This window comes from Rhizobacter sp. Root404, assembly GCF_001425865.1.
In the GTDB taxonomy this organism is placed as follows: domain Bacteria; phylum Pseudomonadota; class Gammaproteobacteria; order Burkholderiales; family Burkholderiaceae_C; genus LMDS01.
The window spans coordinates 621,154-641,964 of sequence record NZ_LMDS01000001.1 but is presented as its reverse complement, the minus strand read 5'-3'; the positions used below and the strand labels follow the sequence as shown (position 1 = coordinate 641,964).

At 70.6% G+C, this 20,811-nt stretch carries 1 protein-coding gene (only partly in view); it reads right to left on the bottom strand.

The window, feature by feature from the left end; all coding sequences use genetic code 11:
* Nucleotides 1–20,811, bottom strand: the 5' portion of a protein-coding gene (locus tag ASC76_RS02870) for an LEPR-XLL domain-containing protein (RefSeq protein ID WP_056462064.1). The gene continues 10,947 nt to the left of window position 1, outside the view; only the first 20,811 of its 31,758 coding nucleotides appear in the window; its start codon is at nt 20,809–20,811; the stop codon falls past the left edge of the window.

Sequence of the window (20,811 nt, the reverse complement as noted above, 5' to 3'; positions counted from 1 at the left end):
GTCGTAGGCCAGGTAGTCGACCGTGGTGCCGGCGAAATGCCGCACCGTGCCGGTCGGGCGCGCCTGGCGCTCCTCGAACCGGTAGGTGCTCGCCACCGGCGTGCCGCCGCTCGCGTACGCGGCCGGGTCCAGCGACAGGCTGCCGCCGTCGGGCAGGAAGTGGCGCGAATGCAGCGCGTCGTAGGTCTTGGTCGACGGCGCATTGTCGAAGACCTGGACCTGCACGTTGCCGGTCGACGGCGGCGCGGACTGCTCCACGCTCGCGTCGAGTTGCAGGTCCACGCTGCCGTTGGTCGACTGCACGCGGTCGATGTAGACCGTCAGCGCCGCGGGGCGCAGCGGGTGGTCGGCCGGCACGCGGTCGTAGGCCTTCAGGCGCAGGTCGATGTCCTTGGCCGCATTGGCGTACAGCCGCGTGGTGCGGATCTTGTCATCGGCGGCCGAACGGGCCTCGCCGCGGTCGATGCTCTGCACCAGCCCGACGTTGACGCGGTTCGCGGTCGTGCCGATCTGGCCGACCGTCGCCTCGATGTCGAGCACGTTGGTGAACACCCAGCCCGCCGCGTTGGTCGACGTGATGTCGCCCAGCGTGTTCAGGATGTGGGTCCAGCCGGTGGGGTTGTTGATCGTGCCGTTCAGCTGCAGCGTGTTGGCGCCGCGCTTCTGGATGTCGACCAGCGTCGTGCCGGCGTTGCGCTGCAGGTCGAACTGCAGCGTGTACGGCGTGCCCGGATCGACCGGGTTGGTCTGGTCGGCCTGCGTGACCATGCGCACCAGCGGCGGCGCGGCCAGGGCCGAGGAGATCACGTCGATGCCGTTGATCTTGAGGATCTTGCCCGACGCGTCGATGATGCTGACGCCCGACAGGCCGGCGCGGAAGTCGAACAGCGGCCAGCCGAACGCGCCCGGCGTCGCGACGTTCTTGATCACGTTGTCGGCGTAGAACAGGATCCCACCGTTGCCGCCGTTGCCGATCGCGCCGACCTCGATCGTGCCGTCGCCGTTGCTGTCGGCCGCAAGGCCGACGACCGGTGCCGCGCCGTCGACCAGCACCGCGTTCGAGCGCACGACCTTGCCGCTCGCGTCCACCACCAGTTCCGGCGAGCCGGCCAGGCCGCCGAGGATCACGACATCCGAATCCCAGTGCACTTCGCCATGCGGCGTCGCGGCGTCGCCGCCATTGACGGACGCCGGGGAGACCCGGGCCGAGCCGAAAAGCGCCATCGGCTGCCCGAGCGCGGCGTTGCCGACCAGGCCGGACTGGCCGGCGTCCAGGTTCTCGCCGACCCGCGACGCGTTGCGCGCGCCGGCCGTGACGAGCAGGTTGGCCGCGGCGTTGACGGTGGCGTCGAGCAGCGCCGAGCCTTCGCGGAACGAGTTCTGCGGCGGGATCAGCGCGACCGCGATCTGCGACGCGTCGCGGGTGATCGTGACCCCGCTCACGTGGGCCTGAACGTCGACGCCCTGCACGCCGGTCAGGCGCGTGGTGCTGCCGTTCAGGTTGACGGTGGCGTCGGCGTCGATGTCCACCTTGGCGCGCGAGAACGCGGTCGCCACGCTGAAGAAGATGACGCTGTAGGCCTCGCTGCGCGCGTGGGCGTAGCCGTCGATCTTGTCGATGCCGGCGTCGATGTCGATCGAGTCGCCGTACAGCACCGAGCCCGAGCCCACCGTGACGGTGGAGGCGGCCTTGATGATCACGCCGCGGTCGCCGTTCGTGTCGTCCGAGTCGGCGCCTGCGCCGACCGCGATCGCCAGCGTGTCGGTCGAGGTGCGGCCGGTCGACTGGCTGCTGGTGCGGATCGCCAGCGCGTCGCCGGCGATGATGTTGACGTTGTTCTGCGTGTAGGCCTCGGTGCTCGTGTCGAGGCGTGCGGTCGTGAAGGCGATCTTGCCGGCGATGCCGCCGCCGCCGCTGGAACTGGCCGTGGCGCTCACGGCGTGATCGGACGCGGCGCTGAGCAGCACGTCGTCGCCCGCGATGATGTGCGTGCCGGTGCCGACGTAGGCGCGGGTCGGCGAGGCCGAGATGCGCGTGTCCGCACTGGCCTTGCCGATCGACAGGCCGCCGCCGCTGGTCGTGTTGGCGTAGGTCGAGACACCGCTGGCCGAGGTGGCCATGATGCCCACGTCGCCGTCGGCGGTGACGCTGGTCGCGTCGACATGCGTGATGACGCTGAAGCTGCCGGTCAGCACGGCCGACGGGAACGCGAAGTCCGCCCCGCCGCCGGAGCCGCCGACCGCGCGGACTCCCGACTGCCCGTCGCCCGGCGGCGGCGAGATGCCGGCCAGCGCGACGCCGCCCTCGCCCAGCAGGCGGTGATCGCCCGCACCCGGCTGCGAGGTCAGCGGGATCAGCAGGGCCTGCGTGCCGCTGCCGGCCACGAGGTCGATGCCGGTGGTGCCGACGAGATGATTGCCGGTGCGCGTGACCACCGAGACATTGCGGGTGCCCCCTTCGGTCTGGCTCAGCGCGAAGGTGTCGGTGTTGTCGATCTGGACCGGCGCGGTGTTGGCGATCGCGTCTGCCCGCGTGGTCATCAGCTGGAAGGTGTCGGCGTCGATGCGGTTGACGTAGTAGGTGACGCCGTCCTGCAGCCCCTTGATGTTCTTCTCGAACTGATGCGTGCCGCCCTGCGTGCCGCTCGCCGACAGCGCGATCGCCTGACCCGCCGCGATCGCGGGAATGTCGTCGGTCGTGGTCGAGGTGCCGTTGCCGTCCGCAGCGCGGCCGACCGCGTTGAAGTAGGTCGACGCGAGCTTGATCTGGTTCGCGTCGACGACGATGACGTAGTAGGTCGTGCCGCTCACCAGGCCGCCGATCGCCGGGCCGGTACCGGTGTTGCGATAGGTCAGCGCGGTGCCCGCCGCGAGGCCGTGGTTGGCCAGGAAGATGTTGTTGTTGTCGACGTGCAGGCCGGTGCCGCTGGCGTCGCGGGTGATGTCCTTGAAGGTCTGGTTGGTGCCGTTCACGTCGACGGTGCGGTCGACCACGGACACGTCCACCGATTCGGTGAAGAAGCGCAGCACCTTGTCGGCACGGTAGGTCACCGACTGGCCGTCGGCGAAGCCGTGGCCGGTCAACCCGATGGTGTCCGCCCCGGCGTTCACGGTCGCCGCGTCGAAGGTCTTCAGCAGGCTGCTCTCGGCCGCCGTGGCCAGCGCAAAGGTGCGCGCCAGCTTGATCCTGAACGGGTCGACGCCGGCCGACGGGTCGGCCGGATTCAGCGGGATCGTGCGCACGTACAGCAGACTGGCCGGGTTCACGTACATCGGGTCGCCGGCGGCCAGCGTGGTCTGCCAGGCATTGACGATGGACAGCCCGCCCAGGGCGTCGTAGCGCACCGCGTCGCCGGCCACGAAGTGATGCGGCTGCGCGAACGTGAGGGTGTCGGTCAGGCCGTCGACCGCGGTCGAGGCCGCGTCGAACAGGTTGCCGAACTGGATCTTGCCGGTACCGGCATTGATCACGTTGTATTCGCGGCCGTCGACCAGGCCGCCGATGGCGGCCGCGGGCGACGGTGCGTCGTACACCACCGTGTCGCCGTTGCGCAGCGGGAAGTCGAAGTCGACGGTGTCGGCGCCGGTGTCGACGGCGAGGTTGTCGCCATCGCTGCCGTCCTTGATCAGGTCGCTCGGTGGCGGCGTGCTCGGGATCTTCTTCAGATCGGCGCTGACCTTCACGTTGCCGGCCGCGGCCAGCGTCGACAGCGTGCCGACCGTGGCGCTGACCGTCGGGTTGATCGCCGCCGACGCATTCGCGACGCCGACCTGGATCGCGCCGCCGCCATCGGCTTCGGCCGTGGCGTCGGCCTCGCCGCGCCCGATCGCGCTGACGGTGATGTCGCCGTTCGGCGCGCCGGCGACGACCCCGGCCCGCTTGTGCGTGACGATGTTGACGCCGCTGCCGAGGTGCGCATCGACGCTCGGGTTGCTGCTGGCGGTGGCCTTGTTGGTGCCGACCGAGATCAACCCGCCGGTGCCGACGACCACGGTCGCGAGCGCCGAAGCGCCCTTCGACTCGGCGCCGACGGCCACGTTGTTCGCACTCGCGATGTTCACCCCGTCGCCGACGAACGCGTTGGTCGCGCCGCTGACCTGGGCCGTGCCCTTGACGTCCGAGATGCCCGCGCCGCCGCCGCCGCCGCCGGCCGCGCTGGCCTTGGCCAGGCGCGCGGAGGTCGCGTCGACGACCACGGCGCCGGTCGCGTTGACCGTGGTGCGCTGCGCCGCCGGCAGCGTGGCCGCGCCCAGCGGGCCCAGACGCGCGTCGACCGTGGTGTTGAAGATCGCGGTCGATTGGCCCGCGGCGATGCCGACCAGGCCGATGCCGACTGTCGTCATCTCGCTGGTCGCGCTGCCCACGCCGCTGGCGCGGATGGCCAGGCCATCGGTGTCGATGATGGTGCCCTCGTCGACGAATGCCGACGTGGCCGAGGCCACGCCCTCGGTGCCGACCTTGGCGATCGCGTTGAACGCGGTGATGCCGACGAGCCCGCCGGCGCCGCCCTCGGACTTCGCGTAGGCCGTGGAGGACGAATCGGCCTGCACGGTCGTGCTGCCGCCGGTGGTGTCGATGTGGGCGCCCGGCCCGATCGACGCGCGCACCGTGCCGCTCACCAGCGCGGTCGAGCCGGCGACGGCCGCGGCCGCGATGCCGACGGCGCCGAGCTTCATCGTCGCGGTGGCGGAGCGGGTGGTCTGCTTGCCGGCCGCTTCGTCGATGGTCTGCACCCGCAGGTTGCCCGCCGTCACGCTGGCGCCGCCGGTCACGTAGGCGAGCGTATCGGTCGCCACGGTCGCGGTCCCCGAGGCCGAGGTCACGGTGATGCCGATGCTGCCGGCGCCGGTCTGCATGTCGGCCGAGGCCGCCGCGGTCGAGGTCGAGGTGATGCTCACGGTGCCGGCCAGCGCCGTCACGTCGGCACCCAGGCCCAGGTACGCCTGGGTCGTGCCGGTCACGGTCGATTTGGCGTCGGACACCGCGACCGCACCGCCGAGGCCGATCGCGATCGCCAGGGTCACGGTCTCGGCCGTCACCGTGCCGCTCGAGTCGGCGATGACGCTCACGCCACCGGTGGTCGCGGTGACGGTCGCATCGGTGATGTGGGCGTCGACCGTGCTGGTGATCGTGTTCTCGGTGACCGACGCGGCCACGGCCAGCGCGGTCGCGCCGACCGCGACCGCCACGGTCGGCAGCTTGGCGTGGATCGTGGCGTCGTCGTCCGCACGCAGCGAGACGCTGCCCTGGCTGGTGACGGTGCTGTCGGTGATGGTGGCGCTGGTCCCGCCGCCGATCACGTTGCGCGCCGACGTGCCGGCGCCGGCCAGCGAAATCCCCCAGATCGCCACCGAGGCGGCCACGGCGGTCGCCTGGGCGCGGGCGTCGATGCCGGCGGCTTCGTTGGCGACCAGGCGCACGTCGCCCGTGTTCGCGGTCACGCCGGCGTGCGCGCCGGAGATGCTGCTGGTGACGATGTTGTCGACGGTGTTGTAGCCGATGCCCACGCCGATCGCGATCGAGGCGCCGGCCAGGCCGAACACCGCGGCGACCGAGACCGCCTCCGCGCTGGCGTGGATCGTCGAACGGTCGTCTGCGGTCAGCGCGACGCTGCCGGCGGCGATGCCGCGGCTGTCCTTGTCGCCCTGGATCGAGCTCTCGACCAGCACCGCGATGCGGTTCTCCGCCGCCGCACCGGCGCCGCTGAGCGACGCGCCGATGATGCCCGCCGAGACCGCCACCGCGCCGGCGAGCACGCTCGCGTCGATGGTCTGGGTCGAGGTGGCATCCAGCGTCATCGCGCCGGTGGCCTGCACGCTGCTGTCGCGCACGAAGGCCTCGATCTTCGCCGGCTGCTTCGTCAGGTTCGCCTGCTTCCACAGCGAGCGGTCGGCGTAGTTCAGCTGGCCGAGCCAGTTCGGATTGCGGCTCGCGTCGGCGGCCGGGCGCGAGAGCGCGGTCGTGCCGAGGTATTCGTAGACCGTGCCGGCGTTCGGGCCGGACAGGATCTTGACGGTCTGGCCCTGGACCACGCTGGCGGGCTGGTCCGCGGTGGTAAAGGTCGCGGGCTGCTCGCGGTCCGGGCTCCAGCCGATATCGTTGGTGGCGATGGCCACGCCGATCGCCAGACCGGCACCGATCGCGCCGGCGCCGACCGCGGCGGCGATGCCGACCACGGTGGCGTCGATGTCGCCGGTGTTCGCGGCCGAGACCTGCACCTTGCCGGCGCTGCGCAGCGCGCTCTTGTCGACATAGGCGTGCGTGCCGGTGAGCACGACGTTGTTCGCGTCGGCACCGGCGCCGGCCACGCCGACGCCGACACCGCCGATGCCCACACCGAGCGCGGCGGCGAAAGTCACCGCCTGGATCGACGCGGCGTCGGTCGCCTGGACCGTGATGCCGTCGCTGCCGGTGGCGGTGACGCCGTCGTCGGTCAGGTCGGCCAGGGCGCCGTTGGCGTTCGCGATGTGCGCGTCGACGTCGCTGGTGATGGTGTTGCGGGCCAGCGAGACCCCGATGGCCAGGCCCACGCCGACGCCGCCGAAGCCGCCGGACAGCGCGATCGCGCCGGCCAGGCTGTTGATGGTCGAGTGGTCCGAGGCTTCCAGCGTGACGCTGTCGGCCTTGACGCCGGTGGCGCCGTCGCCGTCGATGACGGCTTCGGTGTCGACGTCGATCGTGTTCTCGGCGAACACGCCCGAGCCGGCGCCGGCCACGCCGACGCCGCCGGCGCCGATCGCGACCGCCCCGGCGATCACGATCGAGCCGATGGTCTGGTTCGACAGGGCCGTCAGGCGCAGGTCGTCGGTCGCCAGCACGCTGGTGTCCTGCAGGTAGGCGTGCACGTCGACCGGCGTGGACGAGCCGTCCGGCTGCGCGCCGATGAAGTTGCGCGCCACCGAGATGCCGATGGACGCACCGATCCCCGCGGACGCCCCCGCGCCCACCGAGACCGCGACCGCGACGACGATCGCGGTGATGTCGGCTGCGCTGGTCGCGCTCAGCGTCACGTCGTCGGCGCTCTGGAGCACACTGTCCTGCGCGAACGCGAGGGCCTGGCTGGACACGACGTTCTGCGACACCGCGCCGGCGCCGCTGACCGCGACACCCACGCCGCGACCACCGATGCTGACCGCCACCGCGGCGGCGACCGACACGGCGTTGATCGTGCTGGCGGCGATGTTCAGATTGCCGGCGTCGTCCAGCGTCAGCACATAGGCCTTGCCGTCCGGCGACAGCAGCGACCAGGTCTTGTCGGCCACGAGCTGCGAGAGCTTGAGCGACTCGGTCTTGAGCCAGCGTGAGGTGTCGCTGTAGTTCTCGCTCGCCAGGTTGACATTGTTCTGCGCGGCCCCGATGAATCGGTAGACCCGCCCGGCCTCGCCCTTGCCAGCGTCGTAACCCGCCCCGACCTGGACGGTGTTGCCCTCGGCCAGGTTCTCGATGTGGTTGCCGTGGTCGTTCTTGACGTCGGTCTTGAACATCGCCGCCGTCGCGACGCTGGTGTTCTGCGGCAGCGTCAGGCCGTGGGCCTGGAGCGCGACGCGCAGGGCCGCGAGGATGTCCCGGTCGCCGGTCGCGTCGACGGTGGCCTCGTTGGCATCGTCGACGTTGTCGTGGTTGGCGTCGATGGACTCGTTCACATCGGCGAGCGTGGCGTCGTTCAGCTGCGCGGCCGACAAGCCGGCGCCCGCGAGGTTGAACGGCGTGATCAGCGGCTTGCCCTGCGACAGCGCCGAAATCGTGATGCTGCCGGTCTTCGAGTTCACGCCCTGGTCGGCGCCGACGATCGACGCCTCGACCTGGTTGCCGACCTCGTTGAAGGCGATCGACAGGCCGATCGACACCGCCACCGCACCGCCCGCGCCGCCGATCGCGCCGGCGATCGCCGCCGCGCCCGCGATGGCGTTGATGCCTGACGAGTCGATCGCCTCGACCGTGACGCTGCCGGCCGAGATGCCGGTCGCGCCGTCGCCGTCGATCGTGCTCTTGACCGCGATGTCGATCTGGTTCGAGACGTAGACGCCGCCGCCGCTGACCGCGACACCCACGCCGACGCCGCCCGCCAGCGCCACCGACACGGCGATCACCGTCGCGTCGATGCTGGCCGCCGCTTCGGCATGGACCTTCAGCGCACCGGTGTCCGCGTGGACGCTCGAATTCACGATCTCGGCCGCCACCTGCGCCGGCGTCGCCGGATCGACCAGCCGCAGCTTCCAGCGCGAGACGTCGCCATAGTCCTGGTCGGAGAGGTCATTCGCGCCGACCAGCACCCAGTCGTCGCTGGTGGCGTAGTGCTGCGTGGCATCGCTCAGCGACACCGCCCCGCCCTTGTCGCTGCCGACATAGCGGTAGATGCCCGGGGTCGTCTTCGCGAGGATGAACTGGCCGGTGGTGAAGTCGGCCGCGGTCAGGTCGACGAGGCTGGTGTCCGCCTTGTGCAGCTTCAGCGCGCGGTCGTCGACCTTCTCGACCGTGTAGTAGGTCTTCTCGGCCAGGCCACCGATGGCGCCGCTCGAGCTGGTGAACGAGACCACGTCGCCGGTGACGAAGCCGTGGTCGCGCCCGAAGGTCAGCGTGTCGGTCGCCGCGTTCACGACGGTGGACTGGTCGAGCGTGCGCACGTTCACCGTGCCCGTCACTTCGACCAGGTCGTTCTTGTTCAGGTCGCCGGCGGCGGCGTCGGCGCTGGTGTACTTCCAGCGCGTCTCGCTCGCATCGCCGATGAACTCGTAGACATCGCCCTTGCGCACGCCGTCGGCCACGCGCACGGTCTGGTGCGGCGCGAGCGTCTGCGGCTGGTCGAGGCTGGAGCGGGTCGCGTTGAAACCGACCAGGTGCGGGTCGGCGCCGATGAAGTTGCGTGCCACCGCGATGCCGATCGACACGCCGATACCGGCGCCGACCGCCACGCCCACGCCGACCGAGGCCGCCACGACGGTTGCGTCGATGTCGCCGCCCATGTCGGCGCCGATCGTGACGCCCGCCTGGCTGACCAGGTTGCTGTCCTGCACCAGCGCATGCGTGCCGGTCAGGATCACGTTGGTCGAGACCGCCCCCGCGCCGCTGACGCCGATGCCGGCACCGCCGCCGAAGCCGGCGGCGAGCGACGCGGCGAACGCGACGACGTGGATGCCCGCGTTTTCGTTCGCCGCGACCGTGATGCCGCCGACCGTGGTCGACACGTCGTCCGCGTCGCGGATCGACGCCTCGACCGTGCTGGTGATGGTGTTGAACGCCAGCGACACGCCGATCGAGACCGACACGCCCGCGGTCAGGCCGAACGAAGCCGCCAGCGAGACCGCGCCCGCGAGCGCATCGATCGTCGAGTTGTCGTCGGCCGTCACGCTGATGCTGCCGGCGTGGATGCCGGCCGTGCGGTCACCGTCGATCGCACTCTTGACGTCCATGCCGATCGTGTTCTCGGCGAACACGCCGGAGCCGCTGACGGCCACGCCGACGATCGCACCGATGCCGACGGCCGCCGAACCGGCGATGACGATCGAATTGATGTTCTGGTCGGCCTCGGCGTCCAGGCTCAGTGCGCCGGTCGCCTGCACGCTGGTGTTCGTCAGGCTCGCCTCGACCGCGGAACCCGCCGACGCGTTGTACGGCGACGACCCGATGAAGTTGCGCGCGACCGCGATGCCGATGGACGCACCGACGCCCACCGACGCGCCGCCGCCGATCGCGGCCGTGGCGGCGACGACGGTCGAATCGATGTCGGACGAGCTGAGTGCGGTCAGCGTCACGCTGCCGCCGCTGTCGATCACGCTGTCGTCGCCCCGCGCGACGGTTTGGCTCAGGATCACGTTCTGCGCGACAGCGCCGGCGCCGCTGACCGCGACGCCCACGCCGCTGCCGCCGATGCCCACGGCCACCGACGCGGCCACCGACACCGCGCTGATGGTGTTGCGCGACACCCCGATCGCGCCACTGCCGGCGTCGCGCTCGAGCACGTAGGTCTTGCCGTCGGGCGAGACGACCAGCCAGCGCCGGCCGGCGGCGATCGTCGAGACCTTGAGCTTCTCGGCCGGCAGCCAGTTGGCCGAGCTGAAGTCTTCGGTCCGCAGGTCGACATCGGTGCGGTCGGCACCGACGTACTGGTACACCTGACCCTCGGTGCCGTTGCCGACGTGGCCGTCCTGCACCTTCACGGTCAGGCCCAGGCTCAGGTCCCACAACTGGCGCACGGTGTGGCCGTCGAGGCCGCCGGCCGGGGCCGACAGCGCGATCGCGGTGCCGGCCTTGGCGTTGGCCAGAGACGAGGCGAGGCGGATCAGCTTGTCGCTGTCGCGGATCACGTAGTAGGTGCCGTTCGCCAGCCCGCCGATGCTGGTGGCGCCGCCGTTGTCGTAGACGACCGCATCGCCGGTGTTGAACACGTGCGGGGTCGCGAATCGGATCTGGTTGCCGAGCAGCGCATCGACGCCGAACCGGCCCGAGTCGGTGGTCAGCACCGATTCGGCGCCCAGCGAGCCCGCGCTCGCCAGCGTCACGCCGTTGGTCTGGAAGGCAGCGCGCAGCGCGGACAGGATCGCGTGGTCGCCGACGGCGTCGACGCGCGCTTCGTTGACGGCGTCGTCGAGCGGGTTGTCGACGTTGTCTGCCGGGTTGGTCGGGTCGTTCGGGTTGTCGGTGTCGGCGGTGGCCGCATCGTCGAGCATCGCGGCGGTGATCGTGTTGCCGAGGTTGGCGAGCTGCCCGCCCTGGGTCAGCGCCGTGACCGAGACGCTGCCGCCCGGCGCGGTCTTGACGCCCTGGTCGGCATGCAGGATCGAGGCGTCCACATCGTTGTCGATCTCGTTGAACGCGAGCGACAGACCGATCGCCACCGACACCCCGGTCGTCGCGCCGAACGACGCGGCGAGCGACGCCCCGACCGTGACCGCGTGAATGCCCGACGAATCGTCGGCCAGCAACGCGACGCTGCCGGCACGGATGCCGTCGGTCGCGGTGTCGCTGCCGTCGCCGTCGATCGTCGCCTGGACGACCGTGCGGATCTTGTTCTCCGCATACGAGCCGGCGCCGCTGATCGCGAGGCCCGTGCTCGAGCCCCCGCCGATGCCGACCGCCGCGGCGACGACGATCGCGTCGATGCCCTGGGTCGAGTGCGCGTCGACCGTCATCGCGCCGACGGCGTCGATGCTGGAATTCAGCACGCGGGCACGCACCTGTGCCGCGTTCTCGCCGATGCTGACCAGCTTCCACGCGTTCGGATCGCGGTACTGCTGGACGCGCAGATCGAAGTCGTCGTGCGCGGTCGTCTCCGGAATGCTGTCGGTCACGGTCGGGCCGATGTACTCGTAGACCTCGCCCTGCAGCGCGCCGTCGGCGATGCGGACCTTCATGCCGGTCGTCAGGCTGGCCTGCGGCACGGTGCTGTCCACCGCCCCCGCAACCACCGTGGCGGTCGGGTCGTAGCCGATGAAGTTGCGCGCCACGGCGATACCGACCGCGACCCCCGCGCCGACGCCGCCCGCGCCGATGCCCACGGCCGCGGCCACGCCGGCCACGGTCGCGTCGATCGACGAGGTGCTGCTGGCGTCGAGATCGACCTTGCCGACCGGCTGCGCGACCGTGCCGATCCGGCTGCGGTCGATCGTCGCGTTGGTGCGCGAGATGATGATGTTGGTCGACTCCGACGCGCCGCCGGCCACGCCGACGCTGGTGCCGCCGCCGAACGCGACCGACACCGCCGCAGCGAACGAGGTGACGTCGATCTCGGCCGAATCGCGGGCGTTGACGACGACGTCGCCGCCGTTCGTCAGCACGCTCGGGATGTTGACGATCGCCGCGGCGACGTCCTTGTCGATCCGGTTGTGGGCGAGCGACAGGCCGAGCGAGACGCCCACGCTGGCGCCGCTCGAGGTGCCGGTGATGGCGGCCGATGCGGCCACCGCGATCGCGTGGATCTTCGAGTCGTCGCTGGCGGTCACGCTGAGCGCGCCGTGCGAGGCCACCGAGCGCAGCGGCGTCGCCGGCAGCTCGTCGTTGGCGATGGTCGCGTCGACGTTGTTGTCGATGTCGTTGAAGCTCAGCGCGCCGGTCGCACTGACGCCCACGGCGGCGCCACTGCCGCCCAGCGACGCGGCCACCGCGATCGCGATGCCGAAGCCGAGCGAGTCGATCTCGGCGTGGCTGTCGGCCGCGACGGTCAGCGTGCCGTCGGAGGCGACGCCTGAGTCCTCGATCCGGGCCAGCGTTTCGTTGCGGACCTCGTTCTTCGTCAGCGAGAAGCCGAGCGACGCGGCGACCGAGGTCTTCTGGCTGACCGCGATCGACAGCGCGGCGGCGCCGGCGGTCGAGTTGATCTTCGAATCGTCGTGCGCCGTCACGCGGATGCCGGCGCCGGTGCCGGCATCGGTGGTCAGCGTGCTGCCGCCCTTCACCCGCGCCTGGGTGCTGTTGCGGATCTTGTTCAGGCCGACCGAGCCGGCCCCGGCCACGCCGACGGCCGAGCCGCTGGTGGAATTGGCGATGCCCCCGGCCGCGCCGATGCCGACCGCGAAGATGCGCGCCCACATGTCGGCCTCGACCGCGATCGGGCCGTGCGCCGTGATGGTCGACTTGTCGACCAGGGCCCAGACCTCGTTCGCATCGGTGTCGGTGTCGCCGCCGAGCGTGTTGACCGCGAACGAAGCGCCGACCGCCACCGCGGCGGCGGTGCTGTTGCCCGAGGTCGAGACGGCGACCGAGATCGCGCCGGCCCCGGCGATGATGTCCGAGTCGTTCTTCGCGAGAACGGTCACGCCGCCACCGGCGTCGATCGTGCTGTTGCGCACGATCGCGGTGGTGTCGGCATCGATCTGGTTCAGCGAGCCCGAGCCGGCGCCGGCCACGGCCGTGCCGCTGCCCTGCTGCGCCATGCCGACGGCCACCGCGCCGGCGACCGTGAAGGCCTTGATGCTGCCGGTCGACTGCGCGCTCACCTCCATGGAGCCGGCAGCGCCGTCCTGCCAGCGCACGCTGCTGAGCGCGATGCCGTTGGACGATTCGACCAGCGCCTCGGTGTCGGTCGTGACCTCGTTGAACGCGAGCGCGATGCCCGCGGCGATCGCGGTGGCGCTGCCCGAGCTGCCGCCCTGGGCGATGCCGAGCGCCACGCTGCCGGCGATCGCGAACACGGTGGAGCTGTCGGTCGCGCGCACCAGCGCGTCGCTGGTCAGCAGCTTCCAGTTGGCGTTGCCGACGATGGCCGCGCCGTTCAGCGGTGCGTACGCGTTGCCGATGTATTCGTAGACCTCGCCGGCATGTGCGCCGCCGACGATCCGCACCGTCTGGCCGCTGAGCACCCGCGCGACCGTGTCGGTCGACAGCATGTCGGCCGTCGGCGCCTCCATCAGGACCTGGCTGTCGATCAGGCGGGCGCGGGTGTGCCCTTCGATCGTGTTGAACGACACCGAGCCCGCCACCGCCACCGCGGTGGCGCTGCTGCTGCCGCTCTTGGCGCGCGCGCCGGCGCCGCCGGCCGCCAGCGCCCAGATGTCGCCGGCGTTGTCGGCGGTGACCGAGAAGCGCCGGTCGGCGGTCTCGACCACGAGGTTCTGCAGCGGGCCGCCGCGCAGGATCATGTCCGAATCCTGGACGAAGGCGTCGACCGTCGAATCGATCTGGTTGTCGCTCAGTGCGCCGGCCAGCGCGACCGCGGTCTTGCTGTTGCTCGAGCCCGAGCCGGTGCCGGAGCTGGCGGTCGTGGCCGCGAGGCCGCCGGTGGCGGCGACGATGCGGTTCTGGTTGTTGGCCTTGACGTCGATCGCGTCGGCGCCGCCGCTGCGCAGCCCGGTCGCCGCATCGCGGTGGACGACGATCGCGTCCGAGATCGAGGCCTGCGTGCGGTCGGTGACGATGTTGACCGAGGCGGCCGCGGCGATGCCGACGCCGGTGTTGGCCTCTTCCTGCTTCTGGGTCTTGTTCGGGTCGTCCTTCTCGGCTTCGGTGTTGACGACCGTGCCGGCGACGGTGAAGGTGTAGACACCGCCGGCCACGCTGGCGCGCGCGGTCACGCTGCCGGCCACGTCGATCGTGATCGGCTGGGTCGTGGCATGGGCCACCGGGTCGATCTCGCCGATCACCGCGCGCGTCTTGCGGTCGGTGTCGTTGACCGCTGCCGCGATGCCGGCGCCGACCGCCTTGCCCTTGGCCACGCCGCCGGCCCAGTTGATCTCGGTCTCGAGGCTGCCGGCGTAGACGTCGACGCGGCCGCCTTCGATGCGCGAGGCCACGCCCGCGCCCGCGGCGAGCTGCGCCAGCGTGTCGCTGTCCTGGCCGAAGTACGAGAAGGTGCCGGCGATCGCGAGCTTGCCGGCGTTGGCGCCGGCCTGCGAGAACGAGAGGTTCAGGATCGCTTCCTCGGCCTTGATGTTCAGGCCCGAGTCCTTGCCGCTGTAGAGCAGCACGCCGTTCTCGACGATCGCATGGGTCGTGTTGTTCAGGAACTGCAGCGCGACCGCGCCGCCGACGCCACCGCTCTGCGAGGTGCCGCCGGCGCTCTGGTCCTTCTTGTAGTCGTCGAACGACTCCTTGATCTTGTCGAACCCTTTGGCGCGCAACTCGTTGATGCTCTCGACGATGTCGATCACGCCGCCCGGGCTGGGCACGCCGATGCTGGCCTGCGGCAGCCGGAACCCGAACACGCCGGTCAGGTTCATGAACTGCATGTAGTTCGTCGCCTCGACCGACACGACATGCCGGTCGTCGTTGTTGGCGTTCGGGCTGTGAACGATGCCGTCGCCCGGCGTGCCGGGCCGGTAGTACGGATCCTGGTTGATCCTCGCGCCGCTGTGGATGATCGACTCGGCGTTGTTGTTGAACACCAGCACGTTGATCGAGCCGGCGATCGCGAGCTTCTCGGCCTCCGAGGTGCTGCGGACCCAGGTGTTGAAGAGGGAGGTCAGGCCGCCGAAGCCGTCGAGGTACTTGTTGACCGCGTCGAAGCCGTCGGTGGTGATGCTGTCGCTCAGCTCGCCGGCCGACAGCGGGACGAACTCGTCGGGCCGGGTCAGGAACGGATAGGTCACGCCGGAGAGCAGGCGCAGTGCGCGCATCGAATCCAGCGTGGGGCCGGACTCGATCGCCACCGTCAGCGGATCGTCGCCCTCGATGATCGCGCGCGCCGAGTTGTTCACGACGCCGACCGCGATCGCGACGCTCACGCTCACGTCGGCCGAGCTGTCCGCGGCCTGCTTGCCGGCCGCATCCTTGCGGCCGGGCTGCGGTTTGGTCGTGCTCTGGGCCGTCAGGCTCAGGCTCTCGGTGATGTTGGACGTGAGCTCCATGTCGTCGTTGGAGTTCAGGTCCGCGGTGCGGGTGATCAGCGTCAGTGTCTTGTGGTCGGTGTACGAGAACGCGAACGCGCCGCCGATCTGCACGGTGGCCTTCGACGACTGCTGGCTCGGGCCGACCGTGTTCTTCGCGTTGTACTTGTCGACCAGCTTGGAGGTGATGCTGTCGAACGCGGTCGACGACAGCGCGCTGTTCACCGCCTGCAGCTTGGTCTCGGGTTGCGGGTCGGACTGGTCCTCGGCGGAGAAGCCGGCCACCGCGGCCACGGTGTCGGCCGCGTCGAGGGCGGAAACGCCGCCGAACGTCAGGAACGTGGAATCGAGGATGTGGTCGTTACTGAGGGTGAAGCCAGTCACCGAGGCGTCGACCGGCCCCAGCTTCATGCGCGCGATGCCGCCGCGGGTCTCGTTCTCGAGCGTGCCGAGCTGCACCAGCTGCGAGTTGACCAGGCGCTGGTCGCCTATCAGGTTGAATTGGTCGGTGCCGGCCATCACGTAGTACGTGCCGCCGTGCTCGAGGTAGTACTCCTCGCCCTTGGCCAGGCCGTCCGCGCCGCCGATCAGCGGGATGTAGCGGGTGCCGTCGATCGCCGCGTTCGGGCTCTGCCAGACCTTGTAGCCATCGGGTCCGTCGACGACCTTGTCGTCGTCGGTGCGGTCCGGCTCGCGGTAGATCACCGCCTGGCCGAGCTCGATCGCGTTGAAGACCGGGCCGGTCTTGTGCAGCGTGATCTTGTCGCCCTGGATGTCGGCGCCGCCGAAGGTCAGCTTGTTGACGTCGACCCCGCTCTTGCTCAGCGGGATGGCCACGCCCGCAATCGCATTGCGCTCGGTCGTGGCGAGCTGGATGTAGTGGCTCTCGTCGGTGGCGGTCTCGGGGTCGTCCTCGAGCTGGATCACCACGTAGGTCTTGCCGGCGTCGAGCCCGCCGATGCTGGTGCCGCGGCGCGGCGAGTAGTCGACCGTGTCCTCGGTGACGGCGACCCAGTTGGCGGCGTCGTTGTCGACGTTGAAGACGGTGATGCGGTTGTTGACGTCGTCGACGAAGCCCCACGGCTCGGTCGTGACCTGCCACAGGGTGCGGTTGCGGTAGTTGATCTCGTTGGCGGCGGTGATGCCGAGATCGAACGCCTGGTTGCCGTTGGCCGCGTTGCCGTCGCTGTCGTAGTTGGTGGGACCGACATAGACCAGCACCGTGCCCCGGTGCATCTTCAGCGCTTCCCAGTCCGCCGCGGCGATCGAGCCGGGACGCCCCGTCTGGCCGATGCTGTCCGACAGGTCGCCCGTCAGCACGACGGTGTCGCCCGCCTTCAGGCGCGGGATGGTCTGGTCGCTGGTGTAGACCGCGGCCTTGACGGTCGGGTCGAACTCGAACTTGACGACCTCGCCGCCCTCCGTATTCATGTCGGCCGTGACCGTGCCGGACAGCGTCGTCGTGATGTCCGCCTTCGAGAACTGCAGGCCGATCGCGATCGCGGCGGTGCCGTCGGCGAACAGGCCCGATTCGGCCTCGGCCGCCGACTCCACGTTGCCCAGCGCCCGCACGTTGACCGTGCGCCCGCCGTGCACGGTCGCATGCTCGTACACCGTGGTCCTGGACACCACGTTCGCATACGCGACGGCGAGCGAGGCGGCGAACGCGCTGCCCTTGTTCTCCTGTGCCGAGCGCCCCGGCACGCTGCCCTGCTCCTCGCGCGAGGTCTCGGTCGCCATCTGCGCGGTCGCGTCCGCACCCGAGGTGATGTTGACGGCGCCTCCGCCCTCGACCAGCGCGTAGCTCTTGACGTCGATCGTCGCGGTCGCCCCGGCCTGCGAGTAGCCGATGCTGATCGTGCGGCTCTTGGCCTGGGCCGAGGCATCGGTACCGGCATTCGCATAGACGCCGATCACGTCGCCAGCCAGCAGCTGGGCATACTCGCCGATCGTGACGTGCGCGCTCGCGTCCTTCACCAGCACCTTGACCGGCAACGAGACGAGGTCGGTCAGGAAGTCCTTGACCGGGTCGATCAACCCTTGCTGCAGGAACACCGAGGTCACGCCGCTCTGGGTCGCGATGTCACGGTCCTCGGCCTGCGCGACCAGGTAGATGCTGCCGGCGAACAGGTTGGCGTGGGTGCCGATGTCGATCGACACGCCCTTGCTCAGGTAGCCCGAGGGCAGCAGGTTCTCGATCTCCGGCGTGCCGATGCGGCGGGCGCGGAACACGATGTCGTTGTCGTCGTCGGGCGAGAAGATCGGCTTGCCGTCCGGGCCGAGCGTGGCGGTCTTCAGCGTCGACAGCGTGACGTTCGGGGCGACGACGATGTCGTCGGCGAAAGCTTCGAGGTAGCCACCGTGCGTGGCGATGCTGCCGTTGAAGAAGATCTTGTCGTGCGCGGCATCGGCTTCCGGATTCGGCGTGCCGGACTTGCTGCCGTACAGCAGCAGGTCGGCCGCGAACAGCCCGTCGAGCGAGTTGACGGTGATGGTGTCGCCGCCGGCGCCGGTGACGACGGTCAGCGAAGCCGAGCCGCCCGGCGCCGCGACCGGGTTCGACAGCAGGTAGTCCGCCGCCGAGAAGGACGTGCCGTTCCAGATCGTCATGCCGGTGAAGCGGACCCGCATCTGGCCGTTGTTGGCGATGCCGTCGTCCTCGATCACCACGGTGTCGGCGATCGCCGACCCGGTGATGACCCGGTTCGCCGCGTCGCCGCCGAAGGGCGTGAACGGCTCCATGCCGGCATAGTGGAAGACGCGTCCGTCGATCGTCGTCGTGCCCCCGCTCGAGGGCGGCGCGACCGAGACATAGTCGCTCGCGCGCGCCACCGCGAAGCCGTCGGCGCCGGCCACCGCGCCGGCGGACCCCCCGCCGTCGAACAGGCCGCTCAGGCTGCCCGCCGTGGCGAAGAAGAACGCGTCGGAGACGCCGTCGCGACCGGTGAGGTTCTCGAACTGGCTGAACTTCAGGCCCTGGACCTCGCCCTCGTTGGCGCCGGTGATCGACCAGCCGATCGAGTCGCCGATCTCGCCCGGGCCCTTGAGCACGTCGGCCGCGGTGGCGCTGCCGACGATGGCCTCGATGCCTTCGTATTCGGCGACCGGCCCGGCGGAATTCGCCAGCATGTCCACCGTGATCGCCGAGCCGTAGGCCGAGAAGTCGAGCGTGTCGACGGCCGGGCTCACCACATCGGGGGTGAAGCCGCCGGCGATCTTGCCGACGAGCGCACCGCCGGGCTGGAGGTTGAACGTGTCGTCGCGGTCGCCGCCGGTCAGGTTCTCGATGCCGGTGAAAGTCGCCGCCGCGCTCAGCGTGCCCGCGCCGCTGCCGGTGATGTTCCAGGTGTTGTTGCTGTCGGCGCCGATGACCGTGTCGTCGCCGGCGCCGCCGCTGACCAGCCCGCTGATCGAGCCGCCGACCTTGAAGCCGAAGACGTCGTCGCCGTCACGGCCGATCAGGTTCTCGATGCCGGTGAAGCTGTTGATGCCGACCGCCGAGCCGCTGTTCGCGCCGGCGATCGTCCATTCGGTGCCGAGCGTCGGGCCGGTCAGCGTGTCGGTGCCGGCGCCGCCGGCGACGGTCACGGTGATCGGCAGCGCCGCATCGAAGGTGAGGCCGTCGGCCCCGCCCCGGGCGTCGAGCGCGATGCTCGTGACGCCCTGCGCGACGCTGCCGAAGCTCTGCGCGAAGCCGTTCACGGTCAGGCCGATCGTCAGGCCCTCGTCGAGCGAGGCCTCGGGCGCAGTCAGGTCGACCGTGGCCGTGTCGGCGTTGTTCGTCAGGGTCGCGGTCAGCGCCCCGCCGCTGTAGGTGACGAGCGCGCCGGCGAATGCCGGATCGACGGGCGCGACCGTGACCCGGTCGTCGCCGGAGCCGGTCGTGACGGTCAGGGAGCCGGTCGGGTTCGCGATCGCGTACGTGCTGCTGCCGGTGGTGAACAGCAACTTGGAAAAGCTCACGGTCGTCGAGGCGGCGCCGATCGTCACCGCGATGTCGCGGTCGAAGATCGAGCCAGTGAAGACGCGGTTCGGGCCCGCTGCGTTCAAGGGGTTGTAGGCATCCATCCCGGCGTACTGGATGCTCTTGCCGAGCACGGTGGTCGTGCCGGCCGCATCGGCCCCGACGGGCTGGAACGCCGTCAGGATGTCCCCCCCGCCGTCGACCGCAAAGCCGTCGAGCCCGCCGCTGCCGCCGCGGATCTGGCTGCCCGCGCTCAGGCTGCCGCCCGTGCCGAAGACGAACGCGTCGCTCGACGCGGCCTGCCCGGTCAGCAACTCGAAGCCCGCGAACGCGGTGCCTTCGACCTCGCCGATGTTCGCGCCGGTGATGTTCCAGCGCGTCTGGTCGGCCAGCGCGGCCGGGCCGATCAGTTCGTCGCCTGCGCCTGAATTGCCGATGAAGCTGGCGATGCCGGTGAAGCTGCCGATGCCGGTTGCGTTCGCCAGCGCGAGGTCGACCACGACCGGCCCGCCCTGGGCCGAGAAATCGAGCACGTCGGTCGTCGGCGCGGCCGGGTCGGAGACTCCGCCGTCGATCGCGCCGGTGACGCCGGCCGTCGCACTGGTCAGCAGGAACTTGTCGTCGTCGCTGCCGCCGGTCAGGTTCTCGATGCCCGTGAAGACGGTGTCGTTCGGCAGCAGGTTGACGGTGTCGTGGTTCAGCACGCCGGCGCCCAGGCCGGTCAGCGTCCAGATGTTCTTGATGTTGTTGCCGATCAGCGTGTCCGCGCCGCCGCCGCCGGCGATCGAGGCCAGCGTCGGGTCCTTGAACTGGACCGTGAACTCGTCCTTGCCGCTGCCGCCGATGACCGATTCGATCGCGACGAAATGGCTGTCGTTCAGCGTGCCCGCGCCTTCGGCGGAGAGCGTCCACGCCGTGTCCGCGTTCGGGCCGGTCAGCGTGTCGTCGCCGTTGCCGCCGTCGAGCTCGCCGCTGATCGATCCGGCGGCGCCGAAGCTGAACGCATCGGCCGCGCCGCGGCCGGTCAGGTTCTCGACGCCGGTGAAGGCGGTGTTGCCGTTGAGCGTGCCGGCGTCGGCACCCGAGACGACCCAGACGTTGGCCTGGTCGGCGCCGAACAGCGTGTCGATCCCCTCGCCGCCGGTGATGGCGACCGCCTTGGTCACGCCCGCGTCGACGCGGAAGCTGTCATCGCCCGCCAGGCCGTCGAGCACGATGCTCTGCACCCCGGTCAGGGCGGTGCCGTAGGTCTGCATCTCGCCGTTGACCGTCAGGTCGATGATCAGGCCGCCGTCCGCGGCCACGCCGCCGTTGGTCGAGCTCAGCGCGACGACGACGGCGTCCGAGGCGTCGGTGAGGTGACCGGTCAGCACCCCGGCGCTGAGGTCGCCGGGGGACCCCGACAGCAGCAGGCGCGGCTCGAGCGCCTCCAGCGCGATCGTCGATCGACGCGTCGACACGGTCCCGGGTTTGGCGTCGCCCGTTGCCCGGGGGGATGCGACCGAGACGACACCGAGACCACGCTGCAGCAGGCGGGCGAGGATCGCGGAAACGGACGCTTGGCGCGTCGGCGTGTTCTTGCGCTTCAT